General features: G+C 45.8%; 14 protein-coding genes, 1 pseudogene and 3 riboswitches. Of the genes and pseudogenes, 10 read left to right on the top strand and 5 right to left on the bottom strand.

What is annotated here, in order from left to right; all coding sequences use genetic code 11:
* Window positions 1–3: 3 nt before the first annotated feature.
* The 3 genes from RIN81_RS12890 to RIN81_RS12880 form a co-directional block, all read right to left on the bottom strand.
* On the bottom strand, window positions 4–657 hold the full coding sequence (locus RIN81_RS12890; protein ID WP_309090779.1) for an urea amidolyase associated protein UAAP2: 654 nt from the start codon (window positions 655–657) through the stop codon (window positions 4–6).
* Entirely contained in the window at window positions 657–1,385 is a 729-nt protein-coding gene (locus RIN81_RS12885) for an urea amidolyase associated protein UAAP1 (RefSeq protein WP_309090777.1), read from the bottom strand. Before RIN81_RS12885 ends, RIN81_RS12890 begins: the two co-directional genes overlap by 1 nt.
* 84 nt (window positions 1,386–1,469) lie before the next feature.
* A riboswitch (guanidine-I (ykkC/yxkD leader) is annotated at window positions 1,470–1,576 on the bottom strand.
* Window positions 1,577–1,665: 89 nt separating this feature from the next.
* On the bottom strand, window positions 1,666–3,027 hold the full coding sequence (locus RIN81_RS12880) for an APC family permease (protein WP_309090775.1): 1,362 nt from the start codon (window positions 3,025–3,027) through the stop codon (window positions 1,666–1,668).
* Window positions 3,028–3,093: 66 nt separating this feature from the next.
* A riboswitch (guanidine-I (ykkC/yxkD leader) is annotated at window positions 3,094–3,189 on the bottom strand.
* Between the two features lie 184 nt (window positions 3,190–3,373).
* Between RIN81_RS12880 and RIN81_RS12875 the strand changes: the two genes are divergently transcribed.
* From RIN81_RS12875 to RIN81_RS12865, 3 genes and pseudogenes are all read left to right on the top strand, one after another.
* Window positions 3,374–4,549 (top strand): MFS transporter, encoded by a 1,176-nt coding sequence (locus RIN81_RS12875; protein WP_309090773.1) that lies wholly within the window; start codon window positions 3,374–3,376, stop codon window positions 4,547–4,549.
* A pseudogene (locus tag RIN81_RS12870) lies at window positions 4,542–4,957 on the top strand (ASCH domain-containing protein). Before RIN81_RS12875 ends, RIN81_RS12870 begins: the two are co-directional and overlap by 8 nt.
* Window positions 4,958–5,294: 337 nt before the next feature.
* Window positions 5,295–6,359: an ATP-binding protein gene (locus tag RIN81_RS12865; protein ID WP_309090771.1), complete on the top strand. Its 1,065-nt coding sequence runs from the start codon at window positions 5,295–5,297 to the stop codon at window positions 6,357–6,359.
* Window positions 6,360–6,426: 67 nt separating this feature from the next.
* Here RIN81_RS12865 and RIN81_RS12860 read toward each other — a convergent pair whose 3' ends face one another.
* Both RIN81_RS12860 and RIN81_RS12855 read right to left on the bottom strand, forming a co-directional pair.
* On the bottom strand, window positions 6,427–7,077 hold the full coding sequence (locus RIN81_RS12860) for a DsbA family oxidoreductase (RefSeq protein ID WP_309090769.1): 651 nt from the start codon (window positions 7,075–7,077) through the stop codon (window positions 6,427–6,429).
* A gap of 134 nt (window positions 7,078–7,211) precedes the next feature.
* Window positions 7,212–7,478: a YiaA/YiaB family inner membrane protein gene (locus RIN81_RS12855; protein ID WP_242235144.1), complete on the bottom strand. Its 267-nt coding sequence runs from the start codon at window positions 7,476–7,478 to the stop codon at window positions 7,212–7,214.
* A 160-nt stretch (window positions 7,479–7,638) separates the two neighbouring features.
* On the opposite strand from RIN81_RS12855, the gene RIN81_RS12850 reads away from it, so the two are divergent.
* From RIN81_RS12850 to galT, 7 genes are all read left to right on the top strand, one after another.
* Window positions 7,639–8,379 carry a sulfite exporter TauE/SafE family protein gene (locus RIN81_RS12850; RefSeq protein ID WP_309090767.1) on the top strand — a complete coding sequence of 247 codons (741 nt, stop codon included), beginning with the start codon at window positions 7,639–7,641 and terminating at the stop codon, window positions 8,377–8,379.
* Between the two features lie 58 nt (window positions 8,380–8,437).
* Window positions 8,438–8,525: riboswitch (cyclic di-GMP riboswitch) on the top strand.
* A 43-nt stretch (window positions 8,526–8,568) separates the two neighbouring features.
* Entirely contained in the window at window positions 8,569–9,444 is an 876-nt protein-coding gene (locus RIN81_RS12845; RefSeq protein ID WP_309090765.1) for an amidase, read from the top strand.
* A gap of 124 nt (window positions 9,445–9,568) precedes the next feature.
* A complete protein-coding gene (locus RIN81_RS12840) occupies window positions 9,569–10,543 on the top strand; it encodes a substrate-binding domain-containing protein (RefSeq protein ID WP_309090763.1) in 975 nt (324 codons plus the stop codon).
* A gap of 30 nt (window positions 10,544–10,573) precedes the next feature.
* The gene (locus RIN81_RS12835; protein ID WP_309090761.1) at window positions 10,574–12,301 is read left to right on the top strand and encodes a methyl-accepting chemotaxis protein; all 1,728 of its coding nucleotides are present in this window, start codon (window positions 10,574–10,576) and stop codon (window positions 12,299–12,301) included.
* A gap of 544 nt (window positions 12,302–12,845) precedes the next feature.
* Window positions 12,846–14,027 (top strand): galactokinase, encoded by a 1,182-nt coding sequence (locus RIN81_RS12830; protein ID WP_309090759.1) that lies wholly within the window; start codon window positions 12,846–12,848, stop codon window positions 14,025–14,027.
* Window positions 14,024–15,025 carry a UDP-glucose 4-epimerase GalE gene (gene galE, locus RIN81_RS12825; protein WP_309090757.1) on the top strand — a complete coding sequence of 334 codons (1,002 nt, stop codon included), beginning with the start codon at window positions 14,024–14,026 and terminating at the stop codon, window positions 15,023–15,025. The genes RIN81_RS12830 and galE overlap by 4 nt, the downstream gene beginning before the upstream one ends.
* A complete protein-coding gene (galT, locus tag RIN81_RS12820) occupies window positions 15,022–16,500 on the top strand; it encodes a UDP-glucose--hexose-1-phosphate uridylyltransferase (protein WP_309090755.1) in 1,479 nt (492 codons plus the stop codon). Before galE ends, galT begins: the two co-directional genes overlap by 4 nt.
* Window positions 16,501–16,502: the final 2 nt, after the last annotated feature.

The following is a 16,502-nucleotide window of genomic DNA, read 5'->3' as shown; positions in this document are numbered from 1 at the left end:
CCTTTAGTTTTGATTCCAGATTAGCAGCTGAATCGGTGTCGGATTGAAGGCGTTGCAAGGATTGTTTAACTGCGGGCAGTTGCTGATTAGGACAAGTGTCCGGCTCACTGCCTGCATTTCCACGTAGTAGCCGGGAGCCGAAACACCGTCAGCAAAGGTTAACCCGCCGTCTGGGGTGACCGGTACATTCATGAAAAAGTTGACGTTAGGAGCTAAATCCCGCTTTGTAAAGCGTGGGTCGTTTTTGGAAAGCTGCAGCATAAACGTGTCACGGCAGTTATGCATCGGCAGCGTATCGTGTGAGTAGCGCACTGTGTTGCTTTGTGCTGAGCAGGCGCCGCCGATCGTATCGTGACTGCCACACGTATCAGCCACAATTTTGACCAGTTCTTTGCCTGATTCAGATAAAAGAACAGAGCCGGTTGTTAAATACACATTGCCCTGGCGCGTAATCGTGTTGACCGCACTGTAATGATCCGCCGGATTATCAGCATCATAAAACAATGTGTCCGCTGCTTGATTTCCCTCCAAGTCGACAATACGAAGCACCTGTCCCGGCTCTAGCGTATACGTCCAGCCATCTCCCGCTGGGATGGTTTTATTGTAAAAAGCATCCTCTGCTTTTCGATCACTCACAACATGATGTAATACCGCCATTATCGAACGCCTCCTTGAGTAAGCATTGTGTGATCCCATGTATTTTCAAACGCGCGCCGGTTTTCCGGGCGGTGATTCAAGCAAAGGTCGTCTTCCTGCACCGGAGCTGCATCTGTAATTTCGATTTTCACCGGTACAGAAGGGTAGACGGGGCTTGGGTCAAGCGGATTTGGCGTATTAGATAAAACGAGCAGAACATCTAATTCCGTCCGCAGTGTCACAGAGTCGCCTTTTTTGGCATGGCCGGAAGCAAAGTGCATGCGGCCGTCTTCCGTGCAGTACACTTTGGAAAACAAATTCACAACAGGGACGAGATCGCGTGTTGTCAGGCCGTTTCGGAACAGTTCAACGGCAAAGTTTTCTTCACCGCTTCGATACCAGTCGTTTCGTTTTTTCTGATAGGGTGTTCGTCCGTAGCGCTCGTTGACGATACGGCGTGAGATGTAACCGGAAATCGTATCATGCCAGCCGAGTGAGTCATCTGTGAGGCTGGCCAGCACGTGCCCGTTATCACTCATCAGCACGTTTCCTGTCGTTAAGTGGGCAGTGTGCTGAGCTTTTAATGTATCCGGCATATTATAGCGCTCTGCTGTATCCATGGCGGAATAAAGAAGAAGAGAGACATTAGCGCCATCTTCCATCGCCGTAAATGTAATGGATCTGCCGCGGCTGATCCGGCCGGACCATTTGCCGCCGGCAGGAATATACTTTGTTAACATATCAGTCATGTAAAACATCCCCCTTTTGAGTGAACAAAGCGCAGGGCGCTCATATGGAATCATGAAAAAAGGATAAAAGCCCGGGAGATGGTCGTCTCCCAGGCTTTTATCCTTCCGTGTATACAGCAGCAGCTGTACGCTCTCTCTCGGACCAGGCTTTAAAGAAGAACTCTTTAAACGGAACCCTAGACAGCTTTTTGTTTTCAACGCGATGTGAAAACCTTTATTGGTTTATGAAACAAGTATAACAATCTGAAAAAACTGAAAACAACGTTTATGTCAGATTATCTTACATCGTTTTTTGCTGGACAATCGGTTTTGTTTGAACAGCCCGCTGCTTGCTTTGAGCTGACAGCCAGGCTTTTCTAGCCTGCCAGTAAATGAAGCCGGCAACGACCCAGATAACTCCGTACGTCAGCGTATGCTTATCTAACAGCGTCAGAAGCCAGCCGATAAACCCGGCACCGATCAGTGGGAAAACAAGATACAAAAACGTTTCTTTCGGTGAACGCTTCTTTAACTTTATATAGTAATGGGCAATAACCGATACATTCACGAATGTAAAAGCAGTTAAAGCGCCAAAGCTGACAAACATAACGGCTGTATCCAAATTAATAAAAACAGCAGATAAAGAAACGGCAGCGACAAACAAGATGTTTGCGACCGGTGTTTGATATTTTGGATGAAGAGAGGTAAACAGCTTCTCCGGCAGAATCGATTCACGTCCTAAAGCGTACATAAACCGACTGACACTAGTGACAGAGGAAACCCCTTGCGTAAACGTAGCGATGATCAATACCATAATAAATAACGAGCTTAAGAGGTTTCCGCCAACAAGCTGTACAAGGCTGTAAGCGGCATTGTCGGGATTGGTAAATGTAAAGTCAGGATAAGCAACCTGCGTTAAATACGAAATCGCAATGTACATCGCCGCAGCAATAAAAACAATGAGGAAAATGGCTTTCGGGATCGTTTTATCCGCTTCGATCGTTTCTTCTGACATAGTGGTGACGGCGTCAAATCCGAGAAAGCAGAAGCAGATCAGTGCGGCACCGGAAAAAACAGCACCCAGTCCAGCATGTTCACCGAAAAACGGCGCGAGCGAAAACAGGGAGCTTGACCCGGTGTCGCCAGTCACAATATCTTTTACGATGAATAAGCAGAACAACAGGATAAATCCAATTTGTACAAGAACCGAAATACCACTGACGCGTGCAGCGGACTTGATGCCGACAATATTAACGACCGCAAGCACCACATTCATCACAATAATCCAGACGAAAACCGGAATGACTGGAAACTCGGTATTCATAAAAATGCCAAATGTTAAGACCGCAATGATGGGTGAGAAAATATAATCCATTAATAGAGCCCAGCCGACTAAAAATCCGGCTATGGGGTGGATTGCTTTTTTCGTATAGGTGTAAGCAGAACCTGAAATCGGATACGCTTTGACCATGCGGCTGTAGCTGTAAGCAGTGAAGAAAATAGCCAGAAAAGCAACGATATAAGCAGCGGCCATCATTCCGCCTGCCGCTTCAAATGCAACGCCGTAAACGGTAAAGAAAATCATCGGTGTCATCCAGGCAAGCCCCATAAATACAACTTGGTGCAGTTTCAGTGATTTCGCAAGTGTTGTTTTTTCAGTCATCTTCATTCACCCTCTTTTCCGAATATAGCGGAAAAATAAAAAAGCCCGGGAGAATTTTATGTAAAATTCTCCCGGGCTTTTATCCCTCCGTGTATACAGTACATACTGTACGCTCCCTCTTGGACCAGACGTTTTTCAACCGGAACCCTAGGCAGCATCTTTGTTCTTGATTGCGATAATAAGAACCCCTATTTGTTTGATAATACGGAGTATAAGGAGAAAAAAGAGTGTGTGCAACGAACATGTTAGATTTTATAACAAAATATTTCGAAAACTCTTTTTTGCGTTCCCTTTTTTCTTCTTTTCTTTGTACAATGGTCTGGACACAGAAAGAGGAGGACAAGAAATGAAACAGTCAAAATGGGGGGCATTGGCATGGGGCTCTACCGCTGTGTTCTTTGCGCTCAGCCTTTGGTTCAGTGCTTCCGCTGTGATCAATGATCTGACAGACCGATGGGGATTAACGGAAGCGGATAAACCATGGGTGTCGGCTGCCGTGCCGGCTGGGTTTGCAGCCGGCGCTTTGATAAGTGCTGTTTTAGGGATTTCTGACCGATTTCCAGCAAGAAAATTATTTATGATATCAGCGCTGGCAGGAGCGCTTGCCAACAGCCTGCTTTTGTTTGCAGACCATCCTTTTATCGGTATTTTGCTGCGTTTTGTGACCGGAGCAGCACTTGCAGGTGTTTACCCGGTAGCGGTTAAAGTATTAACGCTCTGGTTTCCGAAGCACAGGGGCCTCGCGATTGGCATTGTGATTGGTGCACTCACTCTTGGTTCGGCCCTGCCGCATTTGCTGGCAGCCCTGACGATGAATGTAGATTGGAGAGGGGTTATTCTCTTAAGCTCTATTTTATCGGTGTTGTCGGCAGTCATTATGATTCGTTTTGTGCGGGATGCCCCCCAGCAGGGCGCACCGTCTGTTTTCTCGGTCAATATGATTGGTAAAGTACTGCGTAACAAGCCGGTTATGCTGGCGAATTACGGGTATTTCGGGCACATGTGGGAGCTGTATGCCATGTGGACATGGCTGCCGCTTTTTATGGCAGAAGGCGGCTTGGCGCACGCTTCTTTTCTTTCATTTGTAACGATTGGCCTGGCTGGTGCAGCTGGGTGTGTGCTCGGCGGTTTACTCGCAGACAAGGTGGGTCGTGCCCGGCTGACTATTTGGGCCATGGGGGTGAGTGCTGTCTGTACATTTGTGATTGGCTTCACTTTTGAACATTCACTGCTGCTTATGATGGTAGTGGCTTCTATTTGGGGATGTTCTATTATTGCAGATTCTGCCCAGTTTTCAGCAGCCGTTTCTGAGTTTGCAGAGGGAGATTATTTGGGCACAGCGCTGACATTTCAAATGAGTATTGGATTTTTGTTAACAATTATATCCATTAATCTGGTATCATGGATACAAGTGCATGCAGGCTGGGAATGGGCATTTTTTGTTCTTGGGATTGGCCCTGTGCTGGGCATAGCGTCTATGCACCGGCTTCGAAACTACGAAGAGGCGGCTGGAAGTGAATAAAGCAGCAAAAGCATATGGGGGTTCGTTTTGGAAAGGGGAAAGCGAACCGGCATTTGTATCAGGGTGGTTGTTTGGCGCCGATTCCGGCTCGGCTTGTCATTAGAATCAAAACGGCAGCTTGTTTTCTATGAAATTGAACAGGAACGTCTTTCTCAAAAAGGAGATTCCAGTATTCTGTTAAACAGCCGGGAGGAACCGGCAGCTATTATCCAAACAACAGAGGTGCAAATCATGCCCATGAATGAAGTGCCGGCCGAACTCGCGGAAGCAGAAGGAGAGGGGGACCGTTCATACACATAGCGGTACGAAGCGCATAATAACTTGTTCACACTTGCTCTTCAGGAGCCGGACCGGGAATTTCAGGGCGATATACTGCTTGTATGTAAGCGATTTGTTCTTTGGACATAAAAGAAAGCGCTTTAAAAATGGCGATAAGAGTATAGCAAGCTACATAATCATAGAGATAGGCTTATTTTTTGATTTATTTTGGATGTGGGCCTGATTGGTCATAAACAGGTATGCACAAAACAGAAGTCCCGGTTGAAGACTGATGAATCAGAAGCAAGAAAAGAGATGTTTTGAGGTGGCGTCTGCCGTTTATATTTTCCTCTTCGCCAGTGATAATGGCGGCAGCGCTCGCATAAAAATAAGAAGTGTTTTTTTGAGCTTGAAAAGGAAAAAGCCCTGCGGATATCGAATTGTAAGAAAGAAACAGGGGGAATATGGGAAAGAGGAGTGGGGGCAATTGACAGGTATCATGCCCGATCAAATCAATCAAACCATTGGTGAGCAAGAAGAAATGTATCGGAATATTATCGAATATTCGCTTGAAACAATTGTGATTCATGTTGATTATAACATTCTTTATATTAATGAATCCGGGACCGATTTTTTTCGGGCTCCAAAAGAAGCGCTTATTGGCGGTAATATTCTATCCGTGTTTCAGCCATCATCACATGACATGATCAAAAAACGGATTCAAAAAGCCATGACGGAAGGTGTATTGTCTCCGCTTATTGAAGAAAAAATCATCCGTGCAGACGGCACTGTAGTAGAAACAGAGCTTTACTGCCGGCCAGTTACCTATGGAAATCGAAAAGTGATGCAGTCGGTTTTTCGGGATATATCCGTTCGCAAAGAAGCGGAAAAAATGCTCAAAAACCGCGAAAAGCTTGCTTCAGTCGGGCAGATTGCGGCCGGCATCGTTCATGAAGTAAAAAATCCGCTGACAGCTGTAAAAGGCTTTTTACAGCTGTTGAAAGAATCTCATTCTCATCCGTATCTACAGACAATGGAAAATGAGCTTGATAAAGCGTTAATGACATTGCAAAACTTACTGCAGGTATCAAAGCCGGACTTGCAGGACGAACCGCTTACACCGATTGATTTTTGCAAAGAGCTGCAATCATTAATGCTGTTATTTCAAGACAAGTTGTACAATGTGGAAGTGGAGATGGATCTGCGTAATCCGGGAAGCCGGATTCTGGGGAAGAAAAACCTGTATTTAAAAGCGTTTTTTAATTTAATCAAAAATGCTTTGGAAGCCATTCATGAAAAGGGAAAAATAAAAATCAGCCATTACTGCGACAACGAATGGGTGTATATTAAAGTGGCAGATACAGGCGTAGGGGTACCAGAGGAAAAGCTTTCTATGCTGGGAACGCCCTTTTTTTCAAGCAAATCAGATGGAACGGGGCTTGGCCTGACACAGGTATATACAACGATTCATGAACATGGCGGGCATATTTCGGTTGAAAGCCGCCTTGGTGAAGGAACGACTTTTTCTATTCGACTGCCTATATCCCACTGAAAAAATGAAACGTCTTTGCACAGCATGCAAAGGAATAAAAAAGCCGTCCACGTACTGGACGGCTTTTTTATTGACACCCGTTTATGCCACACGATGATCCATTCATAAGCAGTGTCACTTTTTTCTTTTTCGGTTTTTGTTCTTGGTTAATGAGTTGTTCAAGTGCTTCTTTTACGGGAACACCAGATAATTTCGTACAACCGGCGATAAGAGCAGGTACGCTTGTCACATTAGCTTCATTATGGGCACGGTCCAGCTCATTTTTATGTGTTTCTTCATACAAGCGCTGTTTGAGCGCTTCCTCGTATGCCTGCTGATCCAGGCCAATTTCGGCAGCCAGCCGGGACAGCACTTCTACTTGGCCGATGTTTTGCTGCTCCTGAAAAAAAGCGTCCATCAGCCGGTCCGTGTATTCACCTGCTTTGCCGTGCGCCTTTGCAAAATAATATCCTTCAGACGCAAGGCGGGAACTAGGATACGGCTTTACATCCGGCAGAGTAATAGGAACACCCATTTTTTCTGCGAGCGGATAAACAGTTTCTTTCCAATACAGAATGCGTTCTTCCTTTTGAAGGGTATCAGCTTGCGCAGACTGTTCGAAAGGGATCCATTGGATATCTATATCATCTTTTTCTTTAAGGGCTTCATAGAGTGAATGTTTTGCCAAAAAGCAAAGCGGGCAGACGTAATCAGAATATACGCTGATTTTTACCGTCAAAGCGACCTTCTCCTTTCTTCTCCCTTTGGGCTGATTATATAGCGTTGGAACACGTTCGTCTAACAATCTGCATTTTGTGCATTGTTTCACGTGGAACAAAAAAAGACACCATACAGGCATCTTTTAAACTTTCTTTATTCAGAAGGGGGCTTTATGCCGCTGCGTCTGCGTTCTTCTTCTTCCGCAATAATCTCATTGTCTTCTGCGTTATCGCGTGTTACTTTCTGCGTCAAAATAGCACCGACAGCCACAAGAATCATAACGGCAATATAATAGCCTTTTTCATTCAGCTCCATATCCGCATTAAAAAGACCGATCGAAAACAAAGCAACACCCGCAATAAAAGTAAAGTAAGCCAAAAACGTAAAAGCGGGGGTATTTCTTCTTCGGTATCGCTGCATGCTGTCTCCTCCCTTAGTTTTATCAGCACCAGATGCTAATACTATACCATAATTTGAAGAAAAGAACTATAAATGGAAAATATCAACCAAAAAAGCCTCTATGTTAAAATAAAGAGAACAACAAAGAGATTAAAGACAAAAAAAGCTGGAGATGAAAAAATTGTTGATCATGTTTACAATGCTTTTGCTTGGCATGCTGTTTGGCTTTATCGGAGCAGGCGGAGCGGGATTTGTTATTGCTGTGCTGACTCTTTTCTTCAGTGTGCCGATTCATATGGCGCTTGGGACCTCTCTTGCGGCGATGGCCTTTACAAGTGTATCTGGCGCCTACAGCCATTATCGAGAAGGAAATATTCATTTGAAAGTCGGCCTGATTGTCGGCGCCTTTGCGGCAGCCGGCTCATTTGGCGGTGCTAAAATCGCGGCTGTTATCCCGGAAGAATCTCTTCACTGGCTAACAGCGGGCATGCTGTTTTTGTCCGCTTTTTTGCTTTTTATAAAGCTGTTCTTTTTAAAAGACACGTCCAAACGGTTAGATGAGAAAAGTCATGTTATTTGGATGAAGAGTATTTTTCTCGGACTGCTTTCGGGTGCTTTGTCTGGTACGTTCGGCATTGGGTCTGCTCCATTTATTCAAATTGGCTTAATGGTCCTGCTTCATTTAACGATCCGACAGTCGGTTGGAACAACAATGCTTGTGATTTTGCCGCTCGCCATCGGAGGAGGAATCGGCTATCTTTCAGAAGGCTTTATTGATTTCGCATTATTGCTGAAAGTGCTTGTTGGTACAGCTTTTGGCGCTTATATCGGGGCGAAATTCACCAATATTTTACCTCAGCCTGTATTAAAATCTGCGGTTATTTTAACACCAACTATGGCCGCAGTCCTATTGTTATTTTGATATTTCAAAAGTACTAGTCAAAAGAGCATGAAGGTTTTATAATATATTTATAAAATACATCTGAAAAAGGCAAACTACTCCGAAAGGATAGGACGCAAAGCCGTGAGCCTAACTGCTGAAAAGCATATGGTCGTCAGGTTGCCAGGCTCTCATTCTGTGAGTCTAGGCTTACAGAATGGAGGGCTTTTTGTGTTGAAAAAAATAGTCATCTTGTTGTCCCTTTTTGTTCTTTTGGCCGCTGGAATCCAGCAAACAAAAACAGAGGCAGCCGCTGCAGGCGATCAGGCGACGTGGCTGTGGAATCCGTGGATGATTGTCAATGATGAAGCAGGAACACTTGCTTTTTTAGAAAGCAAACAGCTGAATAAAGTATACGTACAAATTGACCGTAACATTCCTGCAGGCGTGTACCGCAGTTTTATTCAAAAAGCAGCTGCAAAAGGCATGCGCATTTATGCACTGGATGGGGCGCCGTCTTGGGTAGCACCGAAAGGATATACAAGCCAAAATCAATTGATGAACTGGCTTGGGCAATATCAAAGCGGGTCAACCGCTGATCAAAAATTTGCGGGCGTTCATCTAGATGTGGAACCATATCTTTACAGCGGCTGGACATCCAATCAGGCTGGAACGATTAAATCATACCAAGCACTACTACAGCGTGCGAAAACGAGCACTGCATCCTTGAAGCTTCCACTTGAAGTGGACATGCCGTTTTGGTTTGATGAAATTCGCTACAAAAACACATATGGAGCCGGTATGCTGGCAGAGTGGGTTACTGCAAATACAAACAGTGTAACCATTATGGCTTACCGCGATGATGCATCATTTATTATTGATGTTGTAAAAAATGAGATTGCGCTGGCTGGAAAATACGGAAAAGCAATTGTTGTCGCCGTAGAAACAGGAGAAACAGGCGAAGGCGACAGCATCTCCTTTTTTGAAGAAGGAGATGCTTTTATGCAGCAGGAGCTGACAAAAGTACAGTCTTACTATACAAATACACCAGGGTTCAATGGAACAGCTGTCCACCATGTGGGAAGCTGGATGACGATGAATCCGTAAAATAAGAAAAACTGCCTTGTTAAAAAGGCAGTTTTTTTTACAACATATTGTAAAAAAGTCTTAGGTCTTATATACTTATTTCATAAGTAAGCGCTTACCTTTATTTAGAAATGGAGTGAATAATATGAGAATAAAAGCGAGGGCGATTCCGGGTCTCTTCTTTTTCTTTCTTTTAATCTTTCTTGCTGCAGGCTGCGGCTTGAACTCTGCCAGTCCAGAAGTCAAAACGGAGCAAAATCAAACGGAAAAGCTGGTTGTTGGAGTAGCTCACGCAGATTTTAAAGATCCATGGCTTGGTTTTCTGCTAAGTGGCGTAAAGGAATATGAAGCGGAGCACAAAGAAATGAAAGCGATTTATTCAGATGCCGGAAACGATTCAAACAAGCAAATTGAGCAGGCCGAAGCATTGATCGAGCAGGACGTGGATTCCATGATGGTGATTCCTGTTGATATGGTAGCGGCTGAGCTGATTTTAGAAAAAGCCAAACGAGCAGATATCCCAGTTGTTTTAGTCAACCGTGAAAGTCTTGAAACCAAAAGCGCCTACGTTGGTTCAGATGCCCTTGCATTTGGGAAGATGCAGATGGAAGAAGTAGCGAAACGTCTTGGAGGAAAAGGCAACGTAGCCATTATGAACGGCCAAATTGGGCATCCGGCACAAAAGCAGCGGACAGAAGGCAATAAGCAGGTGATTGAAAGGTACAAAAACATGCATGTCATATTGGAAGGAACAGCTGGTTGGAACCGGGAACAGGGAAAAACCCTTATGCAAAGCTGGCTTCAATCCGGCCAAAAAATCGATGCAGTTGTAGCCAATAATGATGAAATGGCGATTGGGGCGATTCAAGCGGCAGAAGAAGCGGGCAAGCTTGGCGGTATTGTGTTTGCCGGCATTGATGGCACACCGGATGCGCTGGCATTTGTAAAAGCGGGCAAGCTTGCAGCAACCGTTTTTCAGGATGCCAAGGGACAAGGGCAAGAGGGAATTGAAGCAGCTGTAAAATTAGCAAAAGGTGAGCAGGTCAAAGAAACAACATATGTGGCAGAAGAACTGGTTGTAAAAGAAAATGCCGGCACGTATATAGAAAAATGGAAGTAACACAAAAAAATCAGAAAGGAGTGAAGCAAATTGAAAAGCGTAAAAAAAGAACCCCGGATTAAAAGCCAGGGATTATCGATCAAGCAAAAAATTACGATCAGCTTTATGGCTATTGGACTCGTTTTTTTCGCTACAGCGGCTATTTTCTATTCTCAGCTCAAAGGACTTGAACGCTCGAATTCCGCTCTATTAAATGAGCAGGTCACCGTTCTTCGCAACACAGATCAAATACAGGTACAGGCTATGACACAAATTAATACGCTTCGGGCTTATTTGCTGTCAGGGGACAAAGAACTCATTACGGAAATGGAAGCTGCAAATAAATCGGTTCAAGACATTATTGATCAAACACGTTCCTTTTCATTAAATCAGGAAGAAAAAGATTCTCTTCGAAAAATTGAAATCATGAATAAGATGTTCCTCGATGCGGCCCATATTGCTCTTCCATACCAGGATGGCGACTTACCGGTTAAACTCGTCTCGTCGTTCGCTGACATTTCAAGTGATATGGCATCGAGTATGACCGCGGAGTCTAAGTATCTGGCGGAATCAACAGACAAGAAAGTAAAGTCAGCGATTGCAGACAACGAGCAGCTGGTCAAACGGATACTGGTAATTATTCTGACTGCTTCTTTTCTCACTTTGCTTTTGTTAAGCGTGATCGGAGCAGCGGTTTCCCGTCTGATCGTTTATCCGATTACACGTATATCGGATGCTGCGCGTGACATTGCAGGGGGCAATCTCAGTCTGAAGCCTGTTCAAGTGAAAAACAGGGACGAAATTGGTGAGCTGGCTGCTTCATTTAATGTGATGACAGCAAACTTGCGGCAGGTACTGCAAAAAGTAGGGGATAATTCTGAACAGTTGGCGGCAACGAGTGAGCAGCTGAGTGCCAGCACCGACCAGACAAGTAAAGCGTCGGAGCAAATTAGTGAATCCATTCAGGAAATCGCGATTGGTGCCGAGCGGCAGGTGGAAAGTACAACCGAGGCCGCACAGGTTGTAAAAAATATGTCTGCCGGAATGAAACGTGCCTCCACATCGATTTTGGCCGTGGCCGATTTAACAGCAAAAGCAAATGAGACGGCTTCAAACGGACAAAGTGTGGTTACCTATACGATTGAACATATAAAACAAATTCAAGAAAAGGTATCACAAACCTTTGAGACAGTGAAAGTATTAAGCCAAAAATCAAATGAAGTGGGCGCCATTTCTGCGATAATTACACAAATTTCCGACCAAACAAACCTGCTGGCATTGAACGCAGCGATTGAAGCAGCACGTGCCGGCGAACATGGGAGAGGTTTTGCAGTGGTGGCAGATGAAGTACGCAAGCTTGCTGTTCAGTCGGGTGAAGCAACAGCCGGCATCCGTTCCATTATAGACGAGATTCAAAACGAAACAGGTAAAGTGGTGGAATCAATGAAAGAAGGAAAAGAAGCAGCAGACCAGGGCATTGGGCTCATAGACCAAACAGGCCGCACATTTGGAGAAATTGTCCAAATAGTCGAAACAGCGGCTGTGCAGTCAAACGAAGTATCTGCAGTGATCAAAGATGTAAGTGCCGGCTCTGAATCAATCGTACAGCTTGTAGATGCAATCGCTTCTGTTTCGATTCAATCAGCAGATAACAGTCATAACGTAGCAGCGTCGGCAGAAGAACAAACCGCTTCGATGGAAGAAATCGCTGCTTCTTCTGACATGCTGAGCAGAATGGCTTCTGAGCTTCAGGAGACCGTTCAAAAATTTACCTTGTAAACTCTCTGTAGACAAATGATATGGATGACCGGGCACATGGAGGGGATGGACCGGCTGCTTCCAGGCAGCTCCGCTTTCCATGGGGCAGGCGCTGAACCCGTCTTCGCCTGGCGGCTTCATCGGTCTCAGCTGCCCGCTCGTCCCATAGGAGTCTGCGCCGCCCTCCTGCCGCCAAGTGGCTTGAGACAAGATTGTATAGAGCTGATAAGGTCAGGTCGTATCTTTCTGTTTAAAAAAGAGAAAATGTCTATCCGGTCCTTGCTTATGGATCTTCCACGCCACTCAGTGAAGCCCGCCGGACGAAGACTCCTGCGGGAAGTACAGTGAGTCGGGAGACCCCGCAGGCGCAGCCGAGGAAGCTCCCGTACGGCCCTAAGGGGCGCGGAGTCCGGCCGGCTTCACTTATCGGCTATTTTTTTAAAGCGAAAGACTTTGTCTACACACTGGGAGTTTAGCAGAAGCTAAGCTCTCTTTTCTTTTTTAGTAAAAATAGTTTGATTTTTACTAAAAAACAGTTAAAATAAAATAAAAAGGAGGCGCTTTCATGAGGATAGAGGAAATGGGACAACGATTTGCAGACATTTTTAACAAATCAGCTGAACGAGTTTTTTTCGCACCCGGGCGTATTAACTTGATTGGAGAACACACGGATTATAATGGCGGGCACGTATTTCCCCTTGCGATTACATTCGGGACGTATGCGCTTGCAGCCAAAAGAGAAGACCGCAGACTTCGCTTTTATTCTGCTAATTTTAGTGAACGGGGAATTGTGGAAGGATCGATTGATGCGCTTGACTACAAGGAAGAGGACGAATGGACCAATTACCCGAAAGGTATGACAAAGCTGATGCAGGAAGCAGGCTGTGCAATCGACGCTGGATATGATGTTCTTTTTTACGGCAATATTCCGAATGGAGCCGGCCTTTCTTCTTCAGCCTCCATTGAAATGGCAACGGGCGTGATGTTAGAAGGACTGTTTAACTTGAATATAGATCGGATCGAAATGGTCAAAATCGGCCAGAGGGTTGAAAATCATTACATTGGCGTCAACAGCGGGATTATGGATCAATTTGCGATTGGAATGGGGAAAACAGGGGCAGCGATCTGGCTTGATTGTGAAACGCTTCATTATGAGTACGCGCCAATCGAGCTTCCGAATGCAAGCATTGTTATAATGAATACGAACAAGCGCCGTGAGCTTGCTTCGTCTAAATACAATGAGCGGCGCAGTGAATGTGAGGAAGCGTTAAGCCGGCTTCAAAAACGAATGGATATAAAGTCACTTGGCGAGCTGACACCGGACCAATTTGAGCAGAACAAAGAAGCCATTGGTGATGCTGTTTTAGAAAAACGTGCCTGTCATGCGGTTTATGAAAATGCGCGGACGATTGAGGCGCTGAACAAACTCAAAGAAGGAAACGTGGAAGCGGTGGGCCAGCTTATGAACCAATCGCATGATTCGCTCGAACAAGATTATGAGGTAACAGGAAAAGAGCTTGATACGCTCGTGCACACAGCGTGGAAGCAGCCCGGCGTAATCGGTGCGCGCATGACAGGCGCTGGATTTGGCGGCTGTGCCATTGCGATTGTGAACAATGAAAACATCGAATCATTTGTCAGTGAAGTTGGAAAGCGGTATGAGGAGGAATGCGGCATTCGTGCCGAATTCTACATGGCTCATATCGGCGGCGGTGCGCGTGAACTAGTGAAGGAGGAAATAGGATGAGTATAGCTGTAATAGGTGGAGCAGGGTATGTAGGATCTCATGCGGTGCGGGCTCTCTTGGCGCAAAAGCGGGATGTTGTGGTAATTGATAGTCTTGAAACAGGTCATGCGGCTTCTGTGCCGGACGGTGTTTCTTTTCACATTGGAGACATTCGGGATCGTCAATTTTTAAATGATGTATTCGAGAAAGAACAGGTTGAGCAGGTCGTTCATTTTGCTGCGAATTCACTTGTAGGGGAGTCAATGGAAAATCCGCTCAAGTATTATGATAATAATGTATTTGGCACCCAGGTGCTGCTTGAAACGATGACAAAGCACGGAGTGAAGCATATTGTTTTTTCTTCTTCTGCTGCTACATATGGAGAACAAAAAGAAATGCCCATTACGGAAAAAGCGCCGAATGATCCAACAAGCGCATACGGGGAAACAAAGCTGGCGATGGAACGGATGATGAAGTGGTGTGATGCAGCACACGGCATCAAGTTTGTTTCACTGCGGTATTTTAACGTGGCCGGCGCGAGCGAATCGGGTGTGATTGGGGAAGACCATAATCCGGAAACACACTTGATTCCCGTCGTCCTGCAGGTAGCCAATGGGCAGCGGGAACATATCACGATTTTTGGAGAGGATTACCCAACAGAAGACGGCACGTGCATTCGCGATTATATCCATGTGGAAGATTTAGTGGACGCGCATGTTTTAGCGCTTGATTACTTGAAAGAGGGCGGCGAGAGCAACATTTTTAATCTAGGCTCCAATCAAGGGTTTTCTGTGAAAGAAATTGTGGAAGCAGCACGTGCGGTAACCGGGCATCCTATCCCTGTGGCCATCGGCGAAAAGCGTGCGGGAGATCCGGCTGTTTTAATCGCTTCTTCTGAAAAAGCGCGGACGATACTCGGCTGGTCGCCGTCCCGGACAGATATTTCAACCATTATCCGCGACGCGTGGAATTGGCATGAGCATCATCCACATGGCTACAAAGGAGCAGCTCGTTTATGATTTTTGCTTATGTGGAGGAGCTTATCCGAAAAGCCTGGCAGGCCGGGCTGATTGAAAAGCGCGATCAGGTGTATGCAAGAAACCGGCTGCTCGCTCTGCTCAAGCAAAACGATTTTATTAAGCCGGAGGAAAACGTATCGGCACTGACCATTCCAGAACTTGTAGAACGGCTGACAGAAGAAGCTGAAGCGAAGGGGATCGTGCCGCCGTTCCTAGAAGATAAAGAGATATTTGCAGCGGATCTTATGAATATTTTTGTATCCAAGCCATCGCAAATCGCCCATTCTTTTTGGGAACGCTATTCGGATGACCCGCAGCAGGCAACAGACTTTTTCTACAGCTTGAGCGAGGCGTCCAATTACATCCAGACAAAACGGATTGCCAAAAATGTTTCGTATAAAGCGGCAACAGACTACGGGGAACTGGATATTACGATTAATCTATCGAAGCCGGAAAAAGATCCGGCTGAAATTGCCCGGGCGAAACTGCGTCCGGAGCCGGAAACGCACTATCCAAAGTGTCTTTTATGTGTAGAAAACGAGGGATACGAAGGGCATGCAAACCATCCAGCCCGCGCCAATCACCGGATTGTACCGGTAACGCTTGGCAGCGAGGAATGGTTTCTTCAATACTCTCCATATGTGTACTACAATGAGCACTGTATTTTGCTTTCAGGTGAGCATCGTGATATGAAGATTGACCGGGCAGGGTTTGACCGCCTGCTCGATTTTGTCCATCAATTTCCGCACTATTTTGCCGGGTCTAACGCCGACCTGCCGATTGTCGGCGGCTCGATTTTAACACACGACCATTACCAGGGCGGACGTTATGAATTCGCCATGGCAAAAGCAAAAGAGGAATACGTTTTTTCAATGAAACAGTTTCCGTCCATACAAGGAGCCACACTATATTGGCCGATGTCTGTGATCCGGCTGAAAAGCGGAGACCGCAGAGAGCTGGCAGCGGCAGCTGAATACGTACTCTCCACATGGAAAGCATATGATGATGAAGCGTGCGGCATTCGGTCATGTACGGGGGACACTCCTCACAATACGATTACACCAATCGCGCGAAAACGCGGCGCCTTCTTCGAGCTTGACCTCGTGCTGCGCAATAACCGAACGACGGAAGAGCATCCGATGGGCTTGTTTCACCCGCATGCCGACATTCACCATATTAAGCGTGAAAACATCGGACTCATTGAAGTGATGGGGCTTGCTGTGCTGCCGGCACGTTTAAAAGAGGATTTAGCTGAAGTCGCGGTGTTCGTAGCCGGCGGGTCAGAACAGGTTAAAAGTGAACACCGTGACTGGGCAAAGGAACTCCGATTAACGTATGACAGCCGGGTCGACGCTGAAGAATTTGTTCGTCAGGCGGTTGCGGCTAAATTTTTACGTGGCCTGGAAGACTGCGGGGTATTTAAGCAGACAAAAGAAGGGAAGGGCGGGTTCAGCCGTTTCTTGAACCGACTTTAACC

Source organism: Domibacillus sp. (assembly GCF_031181085.1).
Lineage (GTDB): Bacteria > Bacillota > Bacilli > Bacillales > Domibacillaceae > Domibacillus.
This window is presented reverse-complemented; position numbering and strand designations above follow the sequence as displayed.